This is a genomic window from Jiangella mangrovi, from assembly GCF_014204975.1.
Lineage (GTDB): Bacteria > Actinomycetota > Actinomycetes > Jiangellales > Jiangellaceae > Jiangella > Jiangella mangrovi.
On record NZ_JACHMM010000001.1, the window covers coordinates 2,067,150 to 2,091,771 of the forward strand.

24 protein-coding genes and 1 pseudogene are annotated in these 24,622 nt (G+C 73.6%); 16 read left to right on the forward strand and 9 right to left on the reverse strand.

The window, feature by feature from the left end; all coding sequences use genetic code 11:
- Positions 1-12: 12 nt before the first annotated feature.
- From HD601_RS09595 to HD601_RS09605, 3 genes are all read left to right on the forward strand, one after another.
- A complete protein-coding gene (locus tag HD601_RS09595; RefSeq protein ID WP_184821352.1) occupies positions 13-906 on the forward strand; it encodes a hypothetical protein in 894 nt (297 codons plus the stop codon).
- A gap of 86 nt (positions 907-992) precedes the next feature.
- Entirely contained in the window at positions 993-1,352 is a 360-nt protein-coding gene (locus HD601_RS09600; protein ID WP_184821354.1) for a YciI family protein, read from the forward strand.
- Positions 1,349-2,569, forward strand: coding sequence for a sigma-70 family RNA polymerase sigma factor (locus HD601_RS09605; protein ID WP_184821356.1), 1,221 nt, complete (start codon positions 1,349-1,351; stop codon positions 2,567-2,569). The genes HD601_RS09600 and HD601_RS09605 overlap by 4 nt, the downstream gene beginning before the upstream one ends.
- A 4-nt stretch (positions 2,570-2,573) precedes the next feature.
- Here HD601_RS09605 and HD601_RS09610 read toward each other — a convergent pair whose 3' ends face one another.
- Positions 2,574-3,155 (reverse strand): dihydrofolate reductase family protein, encoded by a 582-nt coding sequence (locus HD601_RS09610; RefSeq protein ID WP_184821358.1) that lies wholly within the window; start codon positions 3,153-3,155, stop codon positions 2,574-2,576.
- 67 nt (positions 3,156-3,222) lie between these two features.
- Here HD601_RS09610 and HD601_RS09615 point away from each other — a divergent pair, with 67 nt between their 5' ends.
- Positions 3,223-4,128, forward strand: a complete 906-nt coding sequence (locus HD601_RS09615; protein WP_184821360.1) for an RNA polymerase subunit sigma-70 — start codon at positions 3,223-3,225, stop codon at positions 4,126-4,128.
- Here HD601_RS09615 and HD601_RS09620 read toward each other — a convergent pair.
- Genes HD601_RS09620 through HD601_RS09640 form a run of 5 tightly spaced genes read right to left on the reverse strand, consistent with a single transcriptional unit; the run spans position 4,118 to position 10,182 of the window.
- Positions 4,118-5,593, reverse strand: a complete 1,476-nt coding sequence (locus tag HD601_RS09620) for a sulfatase-like hydrolase/transferase (protein WP_184821362.1) — start codon at positions 5,591-5,593, stop codon at positions 4,118-4,120. The two genes, HD601_RS09615 and HD601_RS09620, sit on opposite strands and share 11 nt — an antisense overlap.
- On the reverse strand, positions 5,590-6,885 hold the full coding sequence (locus HD601_RS09625) for a Gfo/Idh/MocA family protein (RefSeq protein WP_184821364.1): 1,296 nt from the start codon (positions 6,883-6,885) through the stop codon (positions 5,590-5,592). Before HD601_RS09625 ends, HD601_RS09620 begins: the two co-directional genes overlap by 4 nt.
- Before the next feature lie 2 nt (positions 6,886-6,887).
- On the reverse strand, positions 6,888-7,751 hold the full coding sequence (locus HD601_RS09630) for a carbohydrate ABC transporter permease (RefSeq protein ID WP_184821366.1): 864 nt from the start codon (positions 7,749-7,751) through the stop codon (positions 6,888-6,890).
- Positions 7,751-8,752, reverse strand: a complete 1,002-nt coding sequence (locus HD601_RS09635; RefSeq protein ID WP_184821368.1) for a carbohydrate ABC transporter permease — start codon at positions 8,750-8,752, stop codon at positions 7,751-7,753. Before HD601_RS09635 ends, HD601_RS09630 begins: the two co-directional genes overlap by 1 nt.
- A 5-nt stretch (positions 8,753-8,757) precedes the next feature.
- Positions 8,758-10,182: an ABC transporter substrate-binding protein gene (locus HD601_RS09640; protein WP_184821370.1), complete on the reverse strand. Its 1,425-nt coding sequence runs from the start codon at positions 10,180-10,182 to the stop codon at positions 8,758-8,760.
- Between the two features lie 98 nt (positions 10,183-10,280).
- On the opposite strand from HD601_RS09640, the gene HD601_RS09645 reads away from it, so the two are divergent.
- Both HD601_RS09645 and HD601_RS09650 read left to right on the forward strand, forming a co-directional pair.
- Positions 10,281-11,291: an AsnC family transcriptional regulator gene (locus HD601_RS09645; RefSeq protein WP_184821372.1), complete on the forward strand. Its 1,011-nt coding sequence runs from the start codon at positions 10,281-10,283 to the stop codon at positions 11,289-11,291.
- A gap of 109 nt (positions 11,292-11,400) precedes the next feature.
- Positions 11,401-11,955, forward strand: a complete 555-nt coding sequence (locus tag HD601_RS09650; RefSeq protein WP_221440742.1) for a GrpB family protein — start codon at positions 11,401-11,403, stop codon at positions 11,953-11,955.
- Here HD601_RS09650 and HD601_RS09655 read toward each other — a convergent pair.
- The gene (locus HD601_RS09655; RefSeq protein ID WP_184821374.1) at positions 11,927-12,877 is read right to left on the reverse strand and encodes a DUF389 domain-containing protein; all 951 of its coding nucleotides are present in this window, start codon (positions 12,875-12,877) and stop codon (positions 11,927-11,929) included. The two genes, HD601_RS09650 and HD601_RS09655, sit on opposite strands and share 29 nt — an antisense overlap.
- A 30-nt stretch (positions 12,878-12,907) precedes the next feature.
- Positions 12,908-13,060 carry a hypothetical protein gene (locus tag HD601_RS09660; protein ID WP_184821375.1) on the reverse strand — a complete coding sequence of 51 codons (153 nt, stop codon included), beginning with the start codon at positions 13,058-13,060 and terminating at the stop codon, positions 12,908-12,910.
- Between the two features lie 75 nt (positions 13,061-13,135).
- Here HD601_RS09660 and HD601_RS09665 point away from each other — a divergent pair, with 75 nt between their 5' ends.
- The 7 genes and pseudogenes from HD601_RS09665 to HD601_RS09690 all read left to right on the forward strand — a co-directional run bounded on the left by HD601_RS09665 (position 13,136) and on the right by HD601_RS09690 (position 18,525).
- Entirely contained in the window at positions 13,136-14,089 is a 954-nt protein-coding gene (locus HD601_RS09665; RefSeq protein WP_184829649.1) for a 2-hydroxyacid dehydrogenase, read from the forward strand.
- A gap of 22 nt (positions 14,090-14,111) precedes the next feature.
- Positions 14,112-14,894 (forward strand): carbon-nitrogen hydrolase family protein, encoded by a 783-nt coding sequence (locus tag HD601_RS09670; protein WP_184821377.1) that lies wholly within the window; start codon positions 14,112-14,114, stop codon positions 14,892-14,894.
- Complete coding sequence (gene mobA / locus HD601_RS09675; RefSeq protein WP_221440744.1) at positions 14,891-15,505, forward strand: NTP transferase domain-containing protein; 615 nt, start codon at positions 14,891-14,893, stop codon at positions 15,503-15,505. Before HD601_RS09670 ends, mobA begins: the two co-directional genes overlap by 4 nt.
- A gap of 1 nt (position 15,506) precedes the next feature.
- A complete protein-coding gene (locus HD601_RS33060) occupies positions 15,507-15,770 on the forward strand; it encodes a DUF6457 domain-containing protein (protein ID WP_221440746.1) in 264 nt (87 codons plus the stop codon).
- 10 nt (positions 15,771-15,780) lie between these two features.
- Complete coding sequence (locus HD601_RS09680) at positions 15,781-16,890, forward strand: NAD-binding protein (RefSeq protein WP_184821379.1); 1,110 nt, start codon at positions 15,781-15,783, stop codon at positions 16,888-16,890.
- Positions 16,891-16,902: 12 nt separating this feature from the next.
- Positions 16,903-17,881, forward strand: a pseudogene (locus tag HD601_RS09685) (NAD(P)H-quinone oxidoreductase).
- A gap of 98 nt (positions 17,882-17,979) precedes the next feature.
- Positions 17,980-18,525 (forward strand): NUDIX hydrolase, encoded by a 546-nt coding sequence (locus tag HD601_RS09690; RefSeq protein ID WP_246400906.1) that lies wholly within the window; start codon positions 17,980-17,982, stop codon positions 18,523-18,525.
- A 98-nt stretch (positions 18,526-18,623) separates the two neighbouring features.
- Here HD601_RS09690 and HD601_RS09695 read toward each other — a convergent pair whose 3' ends face one another.
- Positions 18,624-20,150, reverse strand: a complete 1,527-nt coding sequence (locus tag HD601_RS09695) for a DUF222 domain-containing protein (RefSeq protein WP_184821382.1) — start codon at positions 20,148-20,150, stop codon at positions 18,624-18,626.
- Positions 20,151-20,430: 280 nt separating this feature from the next.
- Here HD601_RS09695 and HD601_RS09700 point away from each other — a divergent pair, with 280 nt between their 5' ends.
- From HD601_RS09700 to HD601_RS09710, 3 genes are read left to right on the forward strand one after another with little or no spacing between them, the layout of a single operon-like run.
- Positions 20,431-21,024 (forward strand): PadR family transcriptional regulator, encoded by a 594-nt coding sequence (locus HD601_RS09700; RefSeq protein ID WP_184821383.1) that lies wholly within the window; start codon positions 20,431-20,433, stop codon positions 21,022-21,024.
- Complete coding sequence (locus tag HD601_RS09705) at positions 21,021-21,752, forward strand: ABC transporter ATP-binding protein (RefSeq protein ID WP_184821384.1); 732 nt, start codon at positions 21,021-21,023, stop codon at positions 21,750-21,752. Before HD601_RS09700 ends, HD601_RS09705 begins: the two co-directional genes overlap by 4 nt.
- Positions 21,749-24,502, forward strand: a complete 2,754-nt coding sequence (locus HD601_RS09710; RefSeq protein WP_184821385.1) for an FtsX-like permease family protein — start codon at positions 21,749-21,751, stop codon at positions 24,500-24,502. Before HD601_RS09705 ends, HD601_RS09710 begins: the two co-directional genes overlap by 4 nt.
- Positions 24,503-24,622: the final 120 nt, after the last annotated feature.

Below are 24,622 nucleotides of genomic sequence, written 5' to 3' on the forward strand. Positions count from 1 at the left end.
GATACTGGACCGATGCGGCGGTTGCGGTTCGTGCTCGTCCTGGTGGTGGCGGTGCTGCTGGCCGGCATCGTGGCGGTCGTCGTGGCCCTCACGACCGGCGACGACGGCGACGAGGTGGCGGACGGCGACGACGCGCCCTTGGCGGAGGGGCCGGTGCCGGACCTCACCGCGACCGCGGAGATCCGCCGCTCGTTCAACCGCTCCGGGCTGGTCGTCATCGCCGTCACCAACCACGGCGGCGAGCCGGTGCACGTCACGTCGGCCGAGCTGCTCAGCGACTCGTTCGAGCAGACCGGGCCGCAGCCGTTCGACTCCACCATCCCGGCGGGCGACACCCCACGCGACCTCCAGGTCGAGTACGGCCTGGCACGCTGCCCCGACGGCGTCGACTCGACGAGCGCGCAGTCGCAGGTCGCGCTGACCGCCCGGGCCGAGGGCGGCGACGAGCAGGCACTCGTCCTCGACCTCCCGTACCCGAACGGCACCCTCGACCGGCTGCTGGGCACCGACTGCGACGCCCAGATCCTGCAGCAGTCCGTCTCGCTGACCATGGGCCCGCTGGTGCCGGCCGAGGACGGCACGCTGACGGGCATCCTCACCGTCACGCCGGTCGACCCCGCCGTTACCCCGAGCATCACCGACACCCGCGGCAGCGTGCTCTTCGAGGTCGCCCCGCAGCCCGATCCGGCTCTGCCCCCCGGACAGCTGCGCATCCGCTCCGACGTGCTGCGCTGCGGCGGGCACGCCATCGGCGACGCGAAGCGGCCCTACGGCTTCACCGCCTGGATCGATCTCGGGACGGGCGGCGAGCCGATCCCCACCGCCATCCCGGTCGACGACGGTCAGCGCGCCGCCCTGGATGCGATGCAGGCACAGCTCTGCGCCGACCGCAACGACGAGAGCTGACGGCGGTTGTCGAGAACCGCGGCACGGCTCCGACCCACTGCCGAGAGCGCCCGGACCGCGGTGCTCACGAGACCGGGAGGACCCCGATGAAGTACATGATCATGATGTTCGGCGACGCCGCGAGCATGCAGGAGACCGTCTCGAAGGAGTGGATCGAGGAGATGATCGGGTTCATGGTGCAGCTCGACAAGGACCTCGAGGCCTCCGGCGAGCTGGTCTTCCAGCAGGGCCTGGCCGACGCGAGCACCGCGATGACCGTGAGCCTGCAGGACGGCCTCCCCGTCGCCACCGACGGCCCGTTCGCCGAGACCAAGGAGTCGCTCATCGGCTTCTGGGTGGTCGACGTCGAGAGCGAGGCGCGCATCGTCGAGCTGGCCGGCCAGATCGCGAAGTACGCCGGCCGGGTCGAGGTCCGCCAGGCCATGGACGCCCCGCCGGACCTGTGACCCTCGAGCCGGCCGTCGAGGACCTGCTGCGCACCGCCGCGCCGCAGGCCCTCGGCGTGCTGGTCCGCCGGTACGGGCAGTTCGACGCGTGCGAGGACGCCGTGCAGGAGGCGCTGCTGGCGGCGGCGCAGCAGTGGCCGGTCGACGGCGTCCCGGACAGCCCGCGGTCGTGGTTGGTCACGGTCGCCTCGCGCCGGTTCGTCGACGAGGTGCGCAGCGCCGAGGCCCGGCGGCGCCGCGAGGAGACCGTCGCCGCCCTCGACCTCGTCGAGCCGGGCGAGGTCGAGCAGTCCGACGACACCCTCACCCTGCTGTTCCTGTGCTGCCACCCGGCGCTGCCGCTGCCCGCGCAGCTGGCGCTGACGCTGCGGGCGGTCGGCGGCCTGACGACGGCGGAGATCGCGGCCGCGTTCCTGGTCCCCGAGGCGACCATGGCGCAGCGGATCAGCCGGGCCAAGCAGAAGTTGAAGGCCGGCGGTGCCCGGTTCGGCCCGCCTGCGCCGGAGGAGCGCGCCGAGCGGCTGCGCACCGTCCTGCACGTGCTCTACCTGATCTTCAACGAGGGCTACACGGCGAGCTCCGGCAGCCGCACCCAGCGCGCCGACCTCACCGCCGAGGCGATCCGGCTGACGCGGCTGCTGTACCGGCTCGCGCCCGGCGACGGCGAGGTGGCCGGCCTGCTGGCGCTGATGCTGCTCACCGACGCCCGGCGCGAGGCCCGCACCACCGCCGACGGCGTCCCGGTGCCGCTGGCCGAGCAGGACCGGTCGCGGTGGGACGCCGACCAGATCGCCGACGGCGTCGCCCTGCTCACCAGCGTGCTCGGCGGCGGCGCCGTCGGCCCGTACCAGCTGCAGGCCGCCATCGCCGCGGTGCACGACGAGGCGCCGTCGGCCGATGCCACCGACTGGCCGCAGATCCTCGCGCTCTACGAGGTGCTCGAGAAGGTGGCGCCCGGCCCGGTCGTCACGCTCAGCCGGGCGGTCGCCGTCGCCATGGTGCACGGGCCACGAGCCGGGCTGGCGCTCGTCGGAACGTTGGACGACGACGACCGCATGACTCAGACGCACCGGCTGGACGCCGTCCGGGGCCACCTGCTCGAGCTGGCCGGTGACCTGTCCGGCGCGCGGGAGGCGTACCTGCGGGCGGCCCGGCGCACCGCGAGCGTGCCGGAGCAGCGCTACCTCGCGCTGCGCGCCGCCGGCCTCCCCGGATGAGGGGCTACTTCACGACCCGGTAGTGGACGTGCGTGGCGGCCTCGGTCCGCACGACGCCGAGCGTCTCCAGTTCGATGTGCTCGGCGCCGGTGCGGCCGAACAGCCGGACCCCGTCGCCGAACAGCACCGGCACGACGTGCAGCGAGATCTCGTCGACCAGGCCGGCGGCGAGGTACTGCCGCGCGACGTCCGCCCCGCCCATGATCGCCACGACGCCGCCGCCGGCCGCCGCCCGGGCCTGGGCGAGCCCGTCCTCGATGCCGGTGGTGACGAACGTGTAGACGCCGTTCTCGGGCGACTCCGCGGGCGCCTCGTGAGTGAGCACGATCAGCGGCCGCCGGGCCGGTCCGGTCGGGCCGTCGGCGCCCCACCACGGGAGCGAGTCCTCGTAGTTCTTCCGCCCCGTGATGAGGGCGCCGAGCCGGCCGGCCGACTCCGCCGTGTACTCGCGGTCGCCCTCACCGCGGCCGAAGGCCCACTCGTGCAGGCGCTCGCCGCCGCGGCCCAGGGGCTCCTCGGCGGTCTGGCCGCCGGCCGTGATGAAGCCGTCGAGGGAGATGCTGATGTCCAGGAGAAGTGTGTTCATGCCCCCTGTAACGACGCGCCCGGGGCGGACTCATCGGTCCGGCGGCGACGAGTTGCAGAATGTCCCGATGGACTTCCAGGCCGCCGTCCAGGAGCACCGGCGCGAGCTGCACGTGCACTGCTACCGCATGCTCGGCTCGTTCGACGACGCGGAGGAGGTCCTGCAGGAGGCGCTGCTGCGGGCCTGGACGCACCGCGACTCCTTCGAGCCGGGCAGCAATCTGCGCGCCTGGCTGTACCGCATCGCCACGAACGGCTGCCTCGACCTGATCCGGCAGCGGCAACGGCGTCCGGAACAGGTGCGATCCCATGCCGACCTTCCGTGGCTGCAGCCCTACCCGGACGCGATGCTCGACGAGCCGGGCGCCGTCGTCGTCGGGCGCGAGACCGTCGAGCTGGCGTTCGTCGCGGCCATACAGCTGCTCCCCGCCCAGCAGCGGGCGGTGCTGGTGATGCGCGAGGCGATCGGCTGGTCGGCGGCCGAGACCGCGGCGATCCTCGAGACGTCGGTGCCTGCGGTCAACAGCGCGCTGCAGCGGGCCCGCGCCACCCTGGAGCGCGACCGGCCGTCGGCGGAGTCGAGCCCTCCGCGCACCGTCCTCAGCGCCGAGGAGCGCGACCTGCTCGACCGCTACATCGCCGTCAGCGAGCGCCCCGACCGCGACCGCATGGCGGCCCTGGTGCGCGACGACATCCGGGTCACCATGCCGCCGCAGCCGGTCTGCTACGACGGCTGGGCGACGCTCGCCCCGCTGCACGACCTCGCGGCCGAGCACGGCGACTGGCGCCTGCTGCCGACGTCGGCGAACCGCATGCCGGCCGCCGCCTGCTACCTGCGTCCGCCCGGCGAGTCCACGTTCACCGCGTTCAAGCTGGACGTGCTGCGCATCGAGGGCGGCCTGATCGCCGAGGTCACCACGTTCGGCCCGGAGCTGTTCCCCGCCTTCGCCCTGCCGGCGTCGCTCAGTGCCTGACGTCGAGGTGGAAGGCGTCGGTGTGGTAGCCCGGCCAGGCGGTGGCGCGCTGTTCGGCGACGGTGTCACCCTGCGGCGCGACGGCGGGCAGCTCACCGCCGTCGAGGAGACGTGAGCCGCCGCCGTCGGCGATGGCCGCGACGAGTCGGTCGCGCCAGGCGCCGAGATCCGTGGCATCGACGCCGCGTGCCAGGTCGTGCCGCTGCTCCGGGTCGGCGTCCAGGTCGAAGAGCTGCTCCGCCGGGCCCTCGGGGTACCAGATGTAGGTGTGCCGCCCGTCGGTGATCGCCAGGTAGTACGGCAGCCCGGGCGGCCCGGCGTCGCCGCTCGCGAGCCCGACGACGACTCGCGCCCGGTCGCCCCCGTCCTGCGCCGCCAGCGCCACCAGGTCGGTCCCGTCGACGCCATCCGGAGCGTGTCCGCCTGCGGCCGCCACCAGCGTCGGCAGCACGTCGGCCAGCGTCACCGGCGTGCGCACCACGGTCCCGGGCGGCACGGCCGACAGCCCTGCCGCTGGTCGCACAATCATCGGCACCCCGGCCGACGCCTCGTGGAAGAACACCTTGTTGCCCGTGCCGTGGTCGCCGAGGAACTCGCCGTGGTCGGACGTGAACACGATCGTCGTGCGGGCCAGCTCCCCGACGTCCTGCAGCGCGGCCAGGACTCGGCCGAGGTTGTAGTCGATCTGCGTCACCAGGCCGTAGTAGGCGGCCCGCGCGGCCCGGATCGTCGCGGGGTCGAGCAGGTCGAACGAGCCGCGGTGGCGCTGCCGGCGGAACGCCGTCGGGGCGTCGTCACCGGCCCAGTCGCCCACCACCGGGTCGGGGATCGGCGCGTCGCGGTACATCGAGTAGTACGGCTCGGGCGGGTCCAGCGGCGGGTGCGGCTTGCTGTAGGAGAGCCAGAGGAACAGTGGCCGGGTGGGGTCGCGGCGGTGCCGGATGTGCTCGACCGCCTGCTCGGACAGCCAGGACGTCAGCGTCTCCGCCTCGGGGACCGTCGCCATGCCCGGGTACAACTCGTTCTGCCCCAGGCCGTGCCGCATGGCCGCGACGCCGCTGCGGCTCCCGTGCCGGTAGTAGTCGTCGGGCAGGATCAGCTCCTCGAACCCGTGATGCGCCCGCGGCGGCGTGAAGTGCATCTTCCCGATGCCGACGGTGGCGTAGCCCAGCGCGCCGAGCCGGGCCGGCAGCGTCGGCGCCCCCGGTGCCAGCACGTCGCAGGTCCGGCCGTTGTGCGTCAGACCGTGCCGCAGCGCCGACTGCCCGGTGAGCAGCGTGACCCGCGACGGCACGCAGACCGGCGTCGAGGCGTAGGCGGCGTCGAACCGGATGCCCTCGTGCGCGAGCTGGTCCAGGTGCGGCGTGCGCAGGAACGGCGGCGCGCCCGGGCCCAACGTGTCGCGGCGCTGCTGGTCGGTGGTGACGAGCAGCAGGTTCGGCCTGTCCTCGGAGCCGGAGCTCACAGGTACTCGACCGTCCCGTTCTGCCGCGACCGCTCGGCGGCGAAGGCGACCCAGTGGCTCTCGAGGCTCTCCTCGAACGCGCTGGGCGCGGCGGGCACCGGCAGCCCGGCCCGGCGCCGCCGGGTGCGCTCGGTGAACTCCGTCATGAGGCCCGCGTCGCCGCCGGCATGTCCGCCCAGGTCCTCGGCGACCTGTTCGACGTGGCGGCCGGTGGGCTGGCGCCCGGCGACGTCCGGGACCGCGTCGAGGAACCGGATCACCTCGATGCGCCCGCTCTCCATGTCGCCGGTGATCTCGCCGTGGCTGCCCATGAGCGTCACCTTGCGGGTGTTCTGCTGGGTGAACGCCGACACGACGAGCGACGCCGTCACGCCGTTGGCGAAGCGCAGAGACGTCGTCTGGTGGTCGGCGACGTCGTTGTCCATGCGGTAGACGCAGCGGCCGTAGTCGGTCTCGCGCAGCGCCCGCTGCCGGCCCTCGGGCGACGGATCCTTGGTGATGACGGAGACCGGCCAGGTGTCGACACCGGCCAGGTGCTCCACGTAGAACCGCTCGGCGTTGTACGGGCAGGTCGCGGCGACGGCGCACCCGTCGACGCAGCGGTCGGTCGAGCCGGGCGGCGCGTTCTCGATGCGGAAGTGCCGGCGGTCGCCGAACGACGACACCGCGACGCACGGCGCGTCGACCAGCCAGCGCAGCATGTCGAGGTCGTGGCACGCCTTGGCCAGCAGCATCGGGCTGGAGTCGGCGGCGCGGTGCCAGTTGCCGCGGACGTAGCTGTGCGCGAAGTGCCAGTAGCCGATGTTCTCGGCGTGCTGGATGCCCTGCAGTTCGCCGATGCGGCCCTCGCGCAGCAGCCGGCGCAGCGCGTTGAAGAACGGCGTGTACCGCATGACGTGCGAGACGGTGATCGCGCCGGGCCGGTCCTTGGCGGCGGCGACCAGCCGGTCCAGCTCGCTGGGCGTCGGCGCCATCGGCTTCTCGAGCAGGACGTCGTAGCCCAGCTCGAGCGCCCGCAGGGCCGGGTCGACGTGCATGCGGTCGGGGGTGGCGACGACGACGGCGTCCCACGGGCCCGGGCGGTCGAGGGCGGGGCGCCAGTCGGTGTACCGGTGCGCGGGGTCCACGCCGTGTGCGTCGCCGACGGCGGCCAGCCGCGCCTCGTCGCTGTCGGCCACCCCGGTCACCACGGCCGCCCCGGGATGCTGCAGGCACCAGCCGGCGTAGGCGGTGCCGCCGCGGCTCCCGGCCCCCAGTACCAGCAGCCGCACCGGCGCGTCGATGTCGGTCATGCTCACCCTTTCTCGGCCCCGGCGGTGAGGCCCTCGACCAGCAGTCGCTCGGCGGCGAAGAACAGCGCGACGACCGGCAGCGTCAGCAGCACGGACCCGGCCATGAGGACGGTCGCCGACACGCTGATGTCGTCCAGCTGTGCCAGGCCGAGCGAGACCGTCCAGTTGTCCCGGCTCTCCAGCAGGAAGAGCAGGGCGAACAGATACTCGTTCCACGCGATCATGAAGACGTAGAGCGAGGTCGCGGCGATCGACGGCATCGCCAGCGGCAGCACGATCCGGGTGATCACCTGCGCGCGGTTGCAGCCGTCGACCATCGCCGCGTCCTCCAGGCCCTTCGGGATGGACCGGAAGTAGTTGCGCAGCATGTAGACCGACACCGGCACCGTCGACGCCAGGTAGATGATGATCAGCGCCGGCAGCTCGCCGCGCAGCCCGAGCCGCGAGAACAGCACGAACAGCGGGATCGCCATGACGATGCCGGGGAACATGTAGACGGCGAAGAACGACACGTTGACGGCGTTCTTGCCGGGGAAGCGCAGCCGGGTCGCGGCGTACGCCCCGAGCACCGACAGCAGCACCGTCAGCACCACGGAGCCCAGCGCCACGATCAGCGAGTTGCCGAAGAACGACAGCAGGCCGTAGCCACCGTCGTCCGGCGACGCGACCACCCGCCGGTACGCCTCCAGGTTCAGCTCGCCGAACGACGGCACGCCGAGCGGGTCCGAGAGCACGGCCTGCAGCGGCCGGACCGACAGCAGCAGCATGTAGAACAGCGGCAGCACGCAGGCGACCAGCACGAACGCCAGCCACACCACGCGCGCCACCCCGAGGACGCGGGTCTCGACCACCTCACGCGACGCCATCAGACCTCCGCCTCCTGCTTGAGGACGCCGTACCGGTAGTAGACGGCGAAGGCGGTGATCAGCACGACGGACATCAGCAGGCCGAGCGCGGCCGCCCCGCCGACGTCGTTGCGCGAGACCAGGTACGTGTAGACCTGCACCGCCACGACCTCGGTGCCGGCGGCGCCGCGGGTCAGCAGGTACACGTCGTTGAAGTTCTGGAACGTCCAGATGAAGCGCAGCAGCACCAGGAGCGCGATGACGCCGGAGAGCTGCGGCGCGACGACGTAGCGGAACCGCTGCAGCGGCGTGGCGCCGTCGACCCGCGCCGCCTCCTCCAGGTCGCGTGGCATGCCCTGCAGGCGGGCCAGGATGAACAGGAACGCCAGCGGGAAGGTCTTCCAGGCCTCGAACACAATGACGGTGAGCAGCGCGACCGGCGCGTCGAAGCCGACGCCGAACAGCTCCAGCCGGTGGAACCGCTCGCTGAGGAACCCGATGGGCTGGTCCCACCCGAGCACCTCGACGCCGAACACGTTGACCGGCCCGAACTGCGGGTTCAGCAGCGTCCGCCAGACCAGTGCCGCCGACACGACCGGGATGACGTACGGCACCAGCACGAACGCCCGGATGAGGAAGCGCCCGGGGAACCGCTGCCGCAGCGCGAGCGCCGTCGCCAGCCCGGCGCCGACGGAGAGCACGGTGCCGCCGATGCTGTAGATCAGCGTCGTGCGGACCATCTCCCACAAATCCGCGCTGCCCAGGACCGTCTCGAAGTTCCGCAACGTCAGCGTGATGTCGAAGACGTTCTGCAGGTCGATCAGCCGCAGCCGCTGGAACGACATGACGATCGTCCACAGGAACGGCAGCACGACCACCAGCAGGACGATCAGCACCGTCGGGCTGACGAGGACCAGCCCGGCCCGCGACTCGCGGGCCCGCAGCGAGGGCCCGGGGCGCCCGGGGTGCCCCGGGCGCCCGCGGCGGACGCGCCCGCGCCGGGCGAGAGGTCCGGAAGCCATGGGCCTCAGCCCAGTTCGGACTGGAGCTGCGTGGCGCTCTCGTCCATCTGCGCGGCCGCCTCGGCCGGCGTGATGGTGCCGTCCAGGGCGTCACGCAGGATGTTGGTCAGCTCGAGGTCGCCGTACATCGCGGTGACCAGCGCGCCCTGGCCCTGCGGAAACCCCCAGCGCTCGAACCCGGTGGCGCCCTCGGTGATGGTCTGCACCGCCTCGTCGCCGTACAGCTCGCCGACGGAGAGCTGCTGCGACCCGGTGCCGACGGGGAGGTCGGTCCAGCCGTCGACGTAGGTGGTGTCGTCGGCCGACGAGCCGTTGCGCATCGGGAACCGGCCCTCGGGCGAGATGGACAGGAACCCCATGTAGCCGTCGCCCAGCAGGTAGCGCACCAGCTCCTTCGACGGCTCGAGGTCGGCCGACGCGGTGATGCCGAGGTTGATGGTCAGCCCGAACTGGGTGGGCTCGTCGCCCGACGGTCCCTGGAACAGCGGCAGGATCGTGGTGCGGTCGACCAGCCACTGCTGGTCATTGGCGCACTCGGCGCAGGTCAGCGGGGTGTCGGCGAACAGGCCGGCCAGCTCGTCCAGCAGGTGCGGCGACCACGACGTCATCGCGGTCTGCCCGGCCAGGTAGTTGGCCCGCGTGGTGTCGACGTCGCCGGCGCCGGTGGGGGCGTACTGCGCGAGGTCGACGTAGAACTGGATCGCCTCCTCGCACTCGGGGCTGTCCAGCGTCACCTCGCCCTCGTCGTCGACCAGCTGGCAGTCGTTGGCCAGCGCGACGTGCTCGAAGACCTGCATGGTGAAGCCGTCGCCGCCGGTGCTGCCGAGGGCGAAGCCGGAGACGCCGTCCTGTCCGTTGAGCGTCTCGGCGGCGGTGAGCGCCGCCTCGTAGGTGGACGGCTCCTCCAGCCCGGCGGCCTCGAACAGGTCGGTGCGGTAGAAGATCATCTGGCCCCAGCCGTCGGACGGGACGGTGGCGTACTCGCCCTCGGCGTCCTCGACCCGGATGAGGTCCAGTGCGCTCTCGTTGAACGTGCCGGCGCCCAGCGCGTCGATCATCTCGCTGGCGGCGGCGGAGTCGAGGATGCCCTCGTCGACCCAGCCGGCGGCCAGCTCGACGCCGTGCACCACGACGTCGGGGAGGTCGCCGGCCGCGGCGGCCGAGACCATGGCCTGCGACAGGTCCGGCGCGCTGACGCCGACCAGCTCGACCTCGATGCCGGACTCCGCGGTGAAGTCGGCGAGCACGTCCTCCATGATGGCGATCCGGTCGGCGGTGTCGTAGACCGTCCAGAAGGTGATGCTGCCGCCCCCCTCGGAGTCGGCGCTGTCGCCGTCGTCGCCGGAACACCCCGCAGCGACCAGGCCGATCACCGCGAGTGTGCCCAGAGGTCGTCGCCACATCATGCCGTCCTCCTCGGTGGGAGTCATCGTCCGAATGTGGGGCACCATGTTTGGGAAATGTGATTCAAGGTGTCAACGAATGGGAACGGAATGCAAGGAATCATGATTCGCCGGGGGTGAACTGAGTGACATCGCTGAAGGTCGACGACCTCGACCGGCTCGTCATCGCCGCGCTGCTCGCGCATCCCCGCGCGACGCACGCGACCATCGGCCAGGCGGTCCGCAGCTCCGAGGCGACGGTGTCGAGGCGGCTCATGCGGCTGCGGCGGGCCGGCGCCGTCCGCGTCGTCGGCGCCCTCGACTCGCAGATCAGCCACCGGGCGCGGTCGGTGTTCGTGCGGCTGCGGTGCGCGCCGGGCGCCGCCGACGAGCTGGCGCTGCCGCTGGCACAGTGGAACGAGACGGGGTCGGTGAAGGTGCTGACCGGCAGCGTCGACTGCGTCGCGGAGATCGCCTACACCTCCAACGAGCACCTGTACGCGCTGATGATGCACCGGCTGCCGCAGTTCGACGGGGTCATGGCCACGTTCAGCAACCAGGTGATCCGCCGCTTCTCCACACCGCACGGCTGGAACCCGGGACTCCTGCCCGAGGACGCCGTCGCCGGGCTGCGGGCGGACCGCCGCGACCGGTGGAGCGAGCGCCGCGAGCCCGACGAGGCCGCGCCCATGACCGAGCTGGACGAGCAGATCGTCGGCGAGCTCATCGGCGACGGCCGCATGAGCTGGCAGGAGCTCGCGGCCCGGTGCGGCGTCACGCCCAGCACCGCGCGCCGGCGCACCGAGGCGCTGATGACGCGCGGTGTGCTGCGCATGCGCACCGTCGTCGAGCCGGAGGTGCTGGGCCTGACGGTGAACGCCTTCGTCTGGCTCACCATCAACCCGACGAAAATCGGCCTCGCCGGTGAGATCCTGGCCCGGCACCGCAACGTCGTGATGATCGCGGCCACGACCGGCGACCGGAACCTGTGCGGCGAGATCGCCGTCGCGAGCGACAGCGCACTCTACGAGTTCCTCTCAGAAACCGTCGGTCACCTGCCCGGACTCATCCACGCCGACGTCGCGGTGGCGCTGCGCACCGTCAAGCGGGCCGGCATGATCGCGCCCGAACTGCTGACGGCCGTCGGGCAACCGTAGTGGCGACGAGGCCAGCGGTCACCGTCCGGGCCGTGAACAGGCCCGGAACTCCGCGCGATCCTGCGTATCTCGCGCGCCCGATCAGCGCGTGGAGGGCTATGGTCGAACCATGCACGAGAGTGAGGCTGCGCACGATGCTGTGCGCCGCGACCCGATAGAGATCCTTCCTTACGACAAGAACTGGCCCGCGTCCTTCGAGCACGAGCGCCGGCGCATCGAACCGGCCCTCCGCCCGTGGCTCATCGGCTCCGTCGAGCACGTCGGCAGCACCGCCGTGCCCGGTCTCTCCGCCAAGCCCATCATCGACATGATGGCCATGGTCGCGTCCTACGAGGACGCGCACGGCGCCGTCGCCGCCATGGAGGCGGCCGGCTGGACGCACGTGTGGGAAGCCGGCGACGAAGAGCTGCGGCGCTGGTCGTTCTGCTACCCCGATCCCGCCTGGCGTACCCACCACCTGCACGTCGTCGAGTACGTGTCGCAGCTCGGCCGCGACTGCCTCGCCTTCCGCGACCACCTCCGGCACCACCCCGAGGACGCGCAGAGCTACGCCGGCATCAAGCAGAGCCTGGCGGCGTTGCACCACGACGACCGCCCGGCCTACCGCGCGGGCAAGGCACCGTTCATCGAGGACATCATGCGACGGGCGGCCGTCGACCACTGAGCCGCGGCAGCCGGCCGTCCACGCCCTTGAGCACCAGCAGGGTCAAGATGCCGGCCAGCACGATCGCGGCCATGTTGATGCCGAGCTGAGCGGCCGCGCCGCCCATCTCGGCGGCGTCGCCGAGGGCCAGGGCCAGTCCCAGGTTCCCGGCGGCGGGCACCGTCGTCACCGAGATGAACACGCCCACCAGCGCACCCGACTTCGCGGACGTGAGCGACAGGATGCCGGCGATCCCGGCGATGAACGCCACGACGAACGACCACCGGTCCGGCCGCCAGATGAACCCCGTGAGCGGCCGCTCCGCCGTCAGCACCGACGGGTCGATCCACCCTGCCCACGACGCGAGCAGGCCCAGCACCGTCGTGACGGCGATGGCGATCGTGAAGCCCACCACCAGGGTGACCACGGACTGGCGCACGATGCTGGGCCGGCGGTGCACCAGGCCGACGGCGATGCCGGCGAGCGGCCCGAACTCCGGCCCGACGACCATGGCGCCGACCACGAGGATCGCGGAGTCGAGCACGATGGCGATTGCGGCCAGCACGGCGGCCAGGCTGAGGAACCAGACGAAGGTGTTCGAGAGCACGGAGTCCTCGTCGGCGCGGCGCACCACCTGCTCCCAGATGACGGCGTCGGCGCCCTCGCCCGGGGCCTCGTCCTCGGCCCGTTCGGCGGCCTCGGAGATGGAGGTCTCGACCGACTCCAGCGCGATGGCGCCGGTGCGGTCGACGCCGAGCTCGCGCAGCGACCGCACCATGTCCTCGGCCGACTCGCGAGCGAGCTCGGCCAGCACCATGTCGCCCGGCGGCTTCACCGAAGCGCCGCGCATGACGGCGATGCTGGCCACGCCGGGACACCCGGAGAGCAGCTCGACGATGCGCTCCGTCGTGTCGGCCGGCGTCGTCACGCGCAGGTGCAGCACGGCGCCATCGTAGGCGCCGTGGGTCAGGGGTCAGCGCAGCTCGCCCGCCAGCAGCGTGGTGTCGCACGGCCAGGCCGAGCCGCAGACGGCGCACAGCCCGGCGGCGTCGTCGTGGTCGTTGAGCACGGTGTTGCCGTCGGTGAGCTCGCGCAGCATCAGGGGCTCGCGTTCCTTGACGTCCATGCCACCCAGTCAATGTGGATCATGTTGAGTCCGCGGTTCGGGCACGTGACGGCTCCGTGAACTCTGGCTCGTACACTGGCGGCCGTGACTGACGGCGTGATTCTGCAGGTGGGCGGGCTCCATCCGACGGTCGAGCGCGAGCTGACGACGACGTACGACGCGTTGCGGCTGCCGGCGCCCGGCGACGAGCGCGAGCGGTTCCTGGCCGAGCACGGCTCGCAGGTCACCGTGGCGGTCACCGGTCCCGGCATGGACGCCGCGCTCATCGGGGCGCTGCCACGGCTGGCCGCCGTCATCAACCTCGGCGTGGGCTACGACGCCGTCGACGTCGAGGCGCTGCGCCCGCGCGGCATCGTGCTCAGCAACACCCCCGACGTCCTCACCGACTGCGTGGCCGACCTCGCCGTCGGCGGGCTCATCGACGTCTTCCGCGGGCTGTCCGCCGGCGACCGGTTCGTCCGCCGCGGTTCCTGGGCGGCCCGGGAGCGGTTCCCGCTGCACCGGAAGGTCAGCGGCACCCGGGTCGGCATCCTCGGGCTGGGGCGCATCGGGCGCGCCGTCGCGCAGCGGCTCGAGGCGTTCGGCTGCACCGTCAGCTACCACAACCGCCGCCGCGTCGATGACGTCGCGTACGCCTACGCCGCCTCGCCGGTCGAGCTGGCCGGCTCGACCGACGCGCTGATCGTCGTCACGCCCGGCGGCTCCGACACCCGCGCGCTGGTCTCGGCCGAGGTGCTTGCGGCGCTCGGGCCCGACGGCTTCCTGGTCAACGTGGCGCGCGGCAGCGTGGTCGACCAGGACGCGCTGGTCGCGGCGCTGGCGTCCGGTGCGCTGGGCGGCGCCGCGCTCGACGTCTTCACCGACGAGCCGAACGTCCCCGAAGAGCTGTTCGCGCTGGACAACGTCGTGCTGCTGCCGCACATCGGCAGCGCCACCGTCGAGACCCGCGAGGCCATGGCCCAGCTCGTCCTGCGCAACCTCGAGCGCTTCCTGGCCGACGGGACGCTGGTCACCCCGGTCGCGCTCTGAGGCCGCGCGCTTCAATGGGGTCATGAAGACCGTTCTGGTCCAGCTGGCGGCGGGCACCGACCCTGACGAGAACCTGGCCGCGATCCGGCGGCTCACGAAGGGCGTCGAGGCCGACCTCGTGGTGCTGCCCGAGGCGGTGATGCACGACTTCGGCGACCCCGCCCTGCCGCTCGGCCCGGTGGCGCAGTCCTTGGACGGCCCGTTCGTGACGACGCTCGCCGACGTCGCGCGCGAGGCCGGCGCCGTCGTCGTCGGCGGCATGTTCGAGCGCTCCGACGACCCCGACCGGCCCTACAACACGCTGGTCGCGGTGGGCCGCGACGGCGCGGTGCTGGCGACGTACCGCAAGGCGCACCTCTACGACTCCTTCGGCTACCGCGAGTCCGACCGGCTGCGCGCCGGCCCCGCCGTGCCCGTCGTCTTCGAGGTCGACGGCGTCGGCTGCGGCCTGCTCACGTGTTACGACCTGCGCTTCCCCGAGCAGAGCCGGGCGCTGGTCTCGGCCGGTGCCGACGCGCTCGTCATCCCGGCGGCCTGGGTGCGCGGGCCGCTGAAGGAGGACCACTGGCAGACGCTGCTGCGGGCGCGGGCCATCGAGAACACCGTCTACGTCGCGGCGGCCGCGCAGACCGGGCGGGCGTACTGCGGGCTCAGCCAGCTGGTCGACCCGCTCGGCGTGGTGGTCGCGGCCCTGGGCGACGACGAGGGGCGGCTGGCCGCGGAGCTCTCGCCGGAGCGCGTCGCCGCCGCCCGCACCCGCAACCCGGCGCTGCGGCACCGCCGGACCTGGCCGGCGCCGACGTGAGCTGGGCGGCGGTCGTGCTGGCGGGCGGCGCCGGGCGGAGGCTCGGCGGGGCCGACAAGCCGGCGCTGGTCGTCGGCGGTCGGGCGCTGCTGGACCGGGCCGTCGCCGCCGCGGCAGAGGCCGGCGCCGCGCGGACCGTCGTCGTCGGACCCCGCCGCGACACCGAGGCACCCGTCACGTGGACCCGCGAGGACCCGCCCGGCGGCGGCCCGCTGGCCGCGCTGGCGGCTGGTCTCGCCGCGCTCGACGCCCTCGACGCCGGGCCCGACGCCGTCGTCGTCCTCGCCGCGGACCTGCCCAAGGTGTCGTCGGCGCTGGTCGGGCGGCTGCTGGCCGGGCTCGGCGAGAAAGCCGACGCCGTCGCCGTCGTCGATCCGCAGGGGTGGGTACAACCGCTGGTGGCGGCCTACCGGGCCGCGCCGCTGCGGGCCGCGCTCGACGCCGTCGGCGACCCCCGCGACCGGCCGGTCCGGAGCCTGCTGGGACACCTGCGGGTGGCGACGATCGCCGACGCCGACGGTGCCGCGGACATCGACACGCCGGGCGACCTGGCCCGATGGCAGGGTCGGCCAGGGGAGGATGTGCCGGGTGCCAGAGGGAGGGGTGCGTGACATGGACAGCTGGGTGACCGCGTTGTGCGAACGACTGGGGGTGCCGGTCGACGACGTCGACGTGGGCGCGATCCTCGACGTCGCCCGCGACGCCGCCCACGGGGTGGAGCGGCCGGCCGCGCCGGTGACGGCGTTCATCGCCGGGTACGCCGCCGCGACCAACGGCGGCGGTGCCGCGGCCGTCGCCTCAGCGCTCGACGCCGCGGGCGACCTGGCCCGCGACTGGACCGACGGCCCCGACGCCGCCACGCCCACGCTGCAGTAGCGTCACCGCTGTGCAGACCAAGAGCTCCGTCCACCTGCCGGCTCCAGCCGATGTGGTCGACCCGCTGCGCCTGCTGACCCAGCGGGTCATCATCGCGGTGTTGGTGCTGGTGCTGACGGCGCTGCTCGTCTACCTCGACCGCGACGGCTACAACGACAACTCCGACGGCTCGGTCGACCTGCTCGACGCGTTCTACTACACGACCGTCTCGCTCTCGACCACGGGCTACGGCGACATCACGCCGACGTCGGACACCGCGCGGCTGGTCAACATCGTCCTCATCACGCCGCTGCGGGTGCTGTTCCTGATCGTCCTCATCGGCACGACACTGGAGACCCTGACCACCCGGAGCCGCGAGCAGGTGCGGCTCAACCGCTGGAGGAAGAAGTTGCGCGACCACACCGTCGTCATCGGCTACGGCGTCAAGGGGCGCAGCGCGGTGGCCACGATGCTCGCGAACGAGATGTCGCCGGACTCCCTCGTCGTCGTCGACCCCGACCCGTCCGCCATCGCCGAGGCGAACGAGCAGGGCCTGGTCGCCGTCATGGGCGACGCCACCCGCACCGAGGTGCTGCGCCGCGCCGGCGTCCCGGCCGCGAACCGCATCGTCATCACCACCGCGCGCGACGACGCCAGCGTGCTGGCCACCCTGACCTGCCGGCAGCTCAACCAGACCGCGAACATCGTCGTCGCGGTCCGCGAGGCCGACAACGTCGCGCTGGTCCGGCAGGGCGGCGCCGACGAGGTCGTCACGTCCTCCGACGCCGTCGGCCGCATCCTGGGCCTGGCCACGGTCAGCCCGGCGCTGGGGCACGTGCTCGAGGACCTCACCACCTCGGGCACCGGCCTCGAGGTGGCCGAGCGCCTGGTCATGCCGCGCGAAGAGGGCAAGCAGCCGCGGCAGCTGACCGACCTCGTGGTGGCGGTGGTGCGCGACGGCGTCGAGCTGCCGTTCCACTCGCCGGCCATCGGTCACCTGGTCCGCGGCGACCGTCTCGTCGTCATCCGCCCGTCCGAGGAGTACCCGTGGGCCCGGCGCGAGGACGCCCACGACACGACTCTGGCCGACGACGCGGAGGAGCCCGGCGACCCGGCGGACCGGCCGCCGGGCGGCGTCTGAGCGGAGGGGCACGTGCACGCGGTCGTCATCACCGAGCCCGGCGGGCCCGAGGTGCTGGTCTGGAGTGAGGTCCCCGACCCGGTCTGCGGCCCGGGCGAGGTGGTCGTCGACGTCGTCGCGTCCGCCGTCAACCGCGCCGACGTCCTGCAGCGCCGGGGCAGGTACGACGTCCCCGCGGGGGTCGCCCGCCTGGCCCGGCCTCGAGTGCAGCGGCACCATCAGCGAGGTCGGTGACGGCGTCAGCGGCTGGAAGGCCGGCGACCAGGTGTGCGCGCTGCTGTCCGGCGGCGGCTACGCCGAGCGGGTCGCCGTCCCGGCCGGCCAACTGCTGCAGGTGCCGGCGGGCGTCGACCTCGTGACGGCGGCCGCGCTGCCCGAGGTCTTCTGCACCGTCTGGTCCAACGTCGTCATGACGGCGGGCCTGCGCAAGGGCGAGGTGCTGCTGGTCCACGGCGGCGCGAGCGGCATCGGGACCGCTGCCATCCAGATCGGCCGCGCGCTGGGCGCCCGGGTCGCGGTGACGGCGGGATCGGCGGCCAAGCTGGAGCGGTGCCGCGAGCTGGGCGCGGAGATCCTGGTGAACTACCGCGACGACGACTTCGTAGAGGTCGTGCGCGAGGCGACGGGCGGCCACGGCGCCGACGTCGTCCTCGACATCATGGGCGGCCCCTATCTGGCGCGGAATCTCGACGTCCTGGCCATGGACGGGCGCATCACCATCATCGGCACCCTGGGCGGCCGCGACGCGCAGGTGAACCTGGGCGCCGTCATGAAGACGCGGGCCCGCGTCACCGGCTCGCTGCTGCGCCGGCGCACGCCCGCCGGCAAGGCCGCCGTGGTCGCCGAGGTGTGCGAGCACGTCTGGCCGCTCATCGAGTCCGGCGCGGTGCGGCCCGTGGTCGACCGGGTGCTGCCCATGGCACAGGCGGCCGAGGCGCACCGTGTCCTCGAGGCCGGCGAGCACGTCGGCAAGGTGCTGCTCACCACCTGAGATCGTCTCGACCAGCGCCGATGACGAGGTCCCGATGACTCGATGCGACATGGACGGTCACGGTCTGCAGAGGTGGGCGTACCCTGGCGAATGTGGTCATGTCGCTGGAGTCCGATCTCGACCGGTCGGTCACGCACCGCCGGACCGCCCGGGTGCTGCTCGTCGAGCCCGGCGGCCGGCTGCTGCTGTTCGAGGACAGCGATCCGTCCGCGCCCGGCGCCCCGACGTTCTGGATCACCCCCGGTGGCGGCGTCGACCCCGGCGAGACGCTCATCGACGCGGCGGTCCGCGAGGTCCTCGAAGAGACCGGCCTGCGGCTGACGCCGTCGTCGCTGCGCGGTCCCATCGCCGAGCGCACGGTCGTGCACGCCTACTCCGACAAGATCGCCGTCCAGTCCGAGACGTTCTTCGTCGCCGACGCCCCGAGTCGAGAGATCGAGCCGGCAGGGCTGACCGAGGACGAGCAGCTCACCGTCATCGGGCACCGCTGGTGGAGCCTCGAGGAACTGCGCAGCACCGAGCGCCCGGTCTGGCCGGTGGGCCTGCCGGACCTGTTCGCCGCCGCCCGCCTGCCGGACCAGTGGCCGGTCGCCCTCAGCGCGGCCGAGGAGTCGACGGTCCCCACCAACCACTTCGCCCGCTAGCGTCGGACTGCAGCTGGCCGGGTGCTCCCGGCTCGACCCGCCACGCACGACGTGCACTCGGCGATTCCCACATCGCCGTTTCCGGCGGCGGCCAACAGTCAGAACGGCACCGCCTCCTGCGGCGCGGGCGCGGTCGGCATGGGTGCGGGTGCAGCGGCGAGGACGGTGCCGATGGTCTCGGGTTCGACGCGGTAGCGGTGCCCGGCGGGGGTGGTCCACCAGGTGGTGCAGGTGGTGTCGGTGACGATGCGGTAGCCGTGCCAGGTCTTGGCCTTGTGGTGCCCGCCGTGCAGCGCCCAGGTGTTGGCGGGGTCGGTGGTGCCGCCTGCGGCCCACGGGACCCGGTGGTCGATCTCGGCTTCGGTGGCGGGGCGGTGGCAGGTGGGGAAGCGGCAGGTGCGGTCGCGGGCGACGACATGCGCGGCGAGGTCGGCCGGCGGGGCATAAGTGGTGCGGCCGTACTCGAGGAGGCGCCCGTCGGCGGGGTCGGTGAGCAGGCGGCGCAGGGTGGCGTCGGCGGCGATGCGGCGGGCGGTGGCTGCGGGGATGGGCCCGAACCCGTCCAGCTCGGCGGGCGTCTCGTCGACACCGGCCAGCGCGGTGATCGGGACGGTGACGTGCACGGTCGCGGCCCGGCCTCGGCGCTGCCCGAGGACCACCGGCCCGGGCGTGCTGGTGGCCGCCGTGGTGGTGACTGGACTGGCGGTGTCGCGGGGATGGTCGCGCTGGGCAGCCGGCGGGCCGGCGGTCATCGGTTCGGGGTGGTCGGCTGGGGTAGCGCGGGCGGGGTTGGTGCAGGTGGGGTTGCAGCAGCCGAGGTGGCCGGTGTCGAGGGCGGTCCAGGCCAGGCCGGTGAGTAGGTCGAGGCGGAGTTGGTCCAGGGTGCGGGGGTCGCCGGTGGTGCGGGTGTGGCGGGCGGCGGCGTCGGCGGCGACCCAGAGGGCGGTGAGGTCTTCGGCCGGGCCGTGCAGGGTGAGGGTGGCCATGGCGTCGTCGCCGCCGGGGTTGGCGGGTTCGGGGCGCCCGACCCGGCGCTGCTGGGCGGCCGTGGCGCGGCGGGTGTCGGCGCCGGCGGGGTCGGCGGCGATCACCTCACGACGCAGGGTCTGGTCGAGCACCCACCGGGTCCGCGCCGCGGCAACCGGCAGTACGACCTGCTCGACCCGGCGGCGCAGCGCCGGTGAGGGGAGGCAGCGGGTGCGTTCGGCGATGAGGCGTGCCTGGTCGGCGTCGATGAGGCCGGTGTCGAGCGCGGTGAGGGTGTCGGGGAGGTCTTCGAGGAGTTCGACGGCGAGCGCGACCCGGCTGGTGGCGCGGCCCGGGGTCCAGCGCAGCGCCAGGGACACCTCGTCGCCGGCGGCCTGGACCGGGCGGTGCGCATGCCCGGGGGCGAGGTCGCCCGGGGCGGTGCAGGCCTGGTACTGCGGGCGGGCGGCCAGTTCGGCGAACACGCGCAGCAGGGCGGCCTCGTCGTGGGCGAGTTGGCGTTGCCGGGCCTGCGCGACCGCGACCAGCCCACCGGCCGGCAACCCCGCGAGATCCACCGCCGCGAGCGCGGCGGCCAGGTCCGGGCCTGGCGCCAGCCCCACCAGGCCTTCGACGAGTTCGACACGATCAGCAGTCACAGCAGTCCTCCGTCCACGAGCGCCTGCCACCGCCTTGAGCCCGATCACAGGGCTGGGGTGGACGACCGCGAAACCCGATGACGGGTGCGACCGTGGACGAGGTGAGAACACCTGGCGTGATGTCCTGCTTCGAGGCCCGGGAACCCACTGCTGCCGCTCCCGGTGACGGCTGATCCAACGAAACGATCTTATCGAACACCCGTCCGCACCGCAACCGGATGAGGGGTTGCGGGCACGCCCGTGCTTGACGGGCTATACCGGGTATGCATACTTGGTAGCCATGTCCATCCGTCACGGTCTGCTGGCGCTGCTCGAACGCTCCCCCATGTACGGCTACCAATTGCGGCACGAGTTCGAGCGGTCCACCGGAGCCACCTGGCCGCTCAACGTCGGGCAGGTCTACACGACGCTCTCCCGGCTCGAGCGCGACGGCCTGGTCGAGCAGACCGGCGAGTCCGACGAGGACGGCAAGGTCGTCTACCGCCTCACCGACGCCGGGCACGCCGAGCTGACCGGCTGGTTCGCCACGCCGCTGGGCGCCACCGACCGCCCGCGCGACGAGCTGGCCATCAAGGTCGCGCTGGCGCTGACCACGCCGGGGGTCGACGTCCGTGCGGTGCTGCAGACCCAGCGCACCGCCACCCTGCGCCACCTGCAGGAGTTGACCCGGCTCAAGGCCGTGGCCGACGGCTCCGAGGACACCGCCTGGCTTCTGGTCCTCGACTCCATGATCTTCCGGGCCGAGGCCGAGGTGCGCTGGCTCGACCACTCCGAGACCCGGCTGGCCCGCATGGGCGTGGCCATGCGCCCGCCCGCCGCCCCCGTCGCGCCCGACCCCGCCGACGCCGGCGCCGACCAGGCACTGCGGCGATGAGCACCGAGGCCGTTCTCGAGCTTCGCACTGTCAGCCGGGTCCACGGCGACGGCCCCACGGCGGTGCACGCCCTGCGCGCCGTCAGCCTCACCCTGCGCCCGCGCGAGCTGGTCGCCGTCATGGGTCCGTCCGGCTCGGGCAAGAGCACGCTGCTGCATCTGGCCGGCGGTCTCGACGAGCCCAGCGAGGGCGCCGTCCTGGTCGAGGGGACCGACCTCGCCACGCTCGACCGGGGCGAGCTCGCCGCCGTGCGCCGGCGCAGCCTCGGCTACGTCTTCCAGGACCTCAACCTCATCCCCGCCCTCACCGCGGCCGAGAACGTGGCGCTCCCGCGCGAGCTCGACGGCGTCCGGAGCCGGGCCGCGCGCGCCGAGGCGCTCGAGGCGCTCACCGAGGTCGGCGTGGGCGAGCTGGCCGACCGGTTCCCCGACGAGATGTCCGGCGGGCAGCAGCAGCGGGTCGCCATCGCGCGGGCGCTGGTCGGGCCGCGCCGCCTTGTGCTGGCCGACGAGCCCACCGGCGCGCTGGACTCGAAGACCGGCGAGGACGTGCTGCGGGTGCTCCGGGCGCGCTGCGACGCCGGCGCCTCCGGGCTGTTGGTGACCCACGAGGCCCGGCACGCCGCGTGGGCCGATCGCGTGGTGTTCCTGCGCGACGGCGCGTTGGTCGACGACACCGGCATCGCGCCGCCGCCCGAGGTGCTGCTGGCCGCGGACGGTCGCGGATGAGGCTTCGCGCGCGCGGGGGCTGGGGCCCGGCGCTGCGGATCGCCCGGCGGCAGGTGCGCCGCAACCTCGGCCGGTCGGTGCTCATCGCGGTCCTGGTGGGGCTGCCGGTCGCCGGGGCCACCATCGCCGACGTCCTGTACCGCAGTGTCGAGTCGCCGGAGCGCAACGCGACGTCGCGCATCGGCGCCGCCGACGCCGTCATCGAGGTGACGCCGTGGGACACGCTGCCGATGCCCGGCAACGGCCGGCTGCCCATGGTCGACCTGAACTCCCGCGGCGACCAGCCGCCCGAGCCCGAGCGCGATGCCGCCGCGGTCGACGTCGCCGCGCTGCTGCCGCCCGGCACCGTCCTCGTGCCCGACCGCGTCAACCACGGCGTCCGGCTCGACAACGGCGACACCGTGGTGCGCTCCGCGCTGCTCGACGTGGGGCCGCTCGGCGGCCCGCTCACCGATCACACCATCCGGCTGGAGTCCGGGCGCTGGCCCGAGGCGCGCGACGAGGCCGCGGTCACGCCGGCGCTGGCCGACCGGCTCGGCCTGCTCGACGGCGGCGACCTGCGCCCCGACGCGACGGTCACGATCAGCGACGGGCCGACAGCCCGCGTGACGGCGGTCGTGGTCGACCCGTTCGACCTCGGCTCCGAGCGACTCAGCGTCGCGCCGGACTCCGCCGTCGCCGAGCACGCCGCGGCCGAAGCCGAGGACTCCTGGGGCATGCTCGGGTCCACCGGCGGCGTCGTGTACCTCGCCGACCTGCCCGACGGCGTCGACGTCACCTCGCTGGCCGGCGTGCTGGCCGCCGACGGTGTCGGGCTGCTGCCGCGGGGGGTGTTCAGCCATCCGGAGCAGTACTACCCCGACTACTCGGGCGGAGGGTCGCCCACCGTCGAGCAGCTGCAACAGGCCGCGCTCGTGGTGCTGGTCGTGGGGCTGGGGCTGCTCGAGGTCGTGCTGCTGGCCGGCGCGGCGTTCGCCGTCGGCGCCCGGCGACAGGTCCGCGAGCTCGGCCTCATGATGGCCGGCGGGGCCAGTGCCGCGCACGTGCGCCGGACGGTCCTGGCGCAGGGCCTGGTGCTCGGTGTTCTCGGCGCGGCCACGGGACTCGCCGTGGGGGCGGCGCTGGTGCCCGTCGCGGCGCCGTCCTGGGAGCGCTACCTCGGCGAACTGGTCGACCACTGGACGTTCGGCTGGGCCGAGCTGGCCGCCGCTGCCGGCGTCGGCGTGCTGTCCGGGCTCGCCGCCGCGGTGGTGCCCGCCATCGGCGCGGCCCGCATGAAGCCGGTCGACGCGCTGGCCCAGCGGTTCCGGACCACCCGGCTGGCGGCCCGGCTGCCCGTGGTCGGCGTCGTACTGTTCGTCGTCGGCGCGGCCGGCGCCCTCATCGCGAGCCGGGCCATGGCCCGCGACCTCGAGGAGTACGGCGCGGAGCTGGCCCGGCTGGCCGGCACCGGCCTGTACGTCGCGGCGCCGGCGTCGGGGCCCTACACCGCCCTGCAGCTCGGTGGCGCGCTGATCGCCACGGCGGGCATCGTCGTCCTGCTGCCCGGCCTGATCTCGGTCCTCGCCCGGACGGCCCACCGGCTCGGACTCTCGGCGCGGCTGGCGCTGCGCGACGCCGCCCGGCACCGGCACCGGACCGCTCCGGCGGTCGCGGCCATCGCGATCGTGGTGGCGGGGTCGACGGCGGTGGCGTTCGGCGCCGGCGGGACCGCCCGAGCCGACGAGCTGCGCTACACGCCGTCGCTGCCGGCCGACGTCATGCGCATCGACGTCGACCGCCAGGACCGCACCCCGGCGGAGATCGAGACGATGCTCACCGAGGCCGAGCAGGCGGCGGCCGGCGCTCTGCCCGGCGCGCAGATCATCCGGGCCACCGAAGCGACCAGCGAGTACCGGTACGACGGCGTCTCGACTTTCGACACCGTCTGGCTGGCGACCGCGACCGACTGCATCGAGTGCCCGTACTCGGGGTCGGTGTCGGTGGCCGTCGCCGACCCCGATCTCCTCGAGCTCGTCACCGGCCGAGCCCCCGACCAGGCGATCCTCGACGCCGTCGCCGACGGCACCATGGTCGTGTTCGAGCAGCCGTACATCCACGACGACGGGACCGTGCACATCGAGACCTATCCGGGTGAGGGGCCGCCGGAGCAGGTGCGGATCCCGGCCCGGCTCGCCGAGCGGTCCGGCGCGCACACGTCGCTGCCGGGCGCGGTCGCCTCCGCGGAGACCCTGACGGCGCACGGCTTCACCCCGATGCCGACCTCGTCCTACATCCGGTTCGGTGACGCGACGCAGCAGCAGATCGACGCCGCGCTGGGTGCCGCCGAGTCGGTCGGCGCCTGGCCGTCCGTCGAGGTGCCCCTCGACGAGGGCGTCGACCCCGCGGTGCTGGCGCTGACCGCGGGCGCGGCATTTGTGACGCTGGTGGGCGTGGCCATCGCCGTCGCGCTGGCGGCCGCCGAGGGCCGCGCCGACCTCGCCACGCTGGCCGCCGTCGGCGCCCCGCCGAGGCGCCGGCGCAGCCTGGCCGGTGCGCAGGCGCTGGTGGTGGGTGGTCTGGGCGTGCTGATCGGGTCGGTGCTGGGCGTGTACTTCGCCTATCTGATCTGGCCGGCGCTCGGGGCGCCTGAGTTCATCTGGGCGTGGGACCACCTGTTGCTCACCGGCGTCGCGGTCCCGGTCCTGGCCGTCCTGGTGGCGGTGGTCTTCACTCCGAGCCGGTTGCCGATGATCAGGAGGGTGGAGTGAACAGCATCGCGATGCGGCGCGCCCGGCAGGCCGCGCGCCGCCGTACGCTGCAGCTTCTCGCCCTGCGGCGGGCCGAGGCCGCGGTGCGGGGGCGGCCCGGGCGGCTGACCGCCACGATGA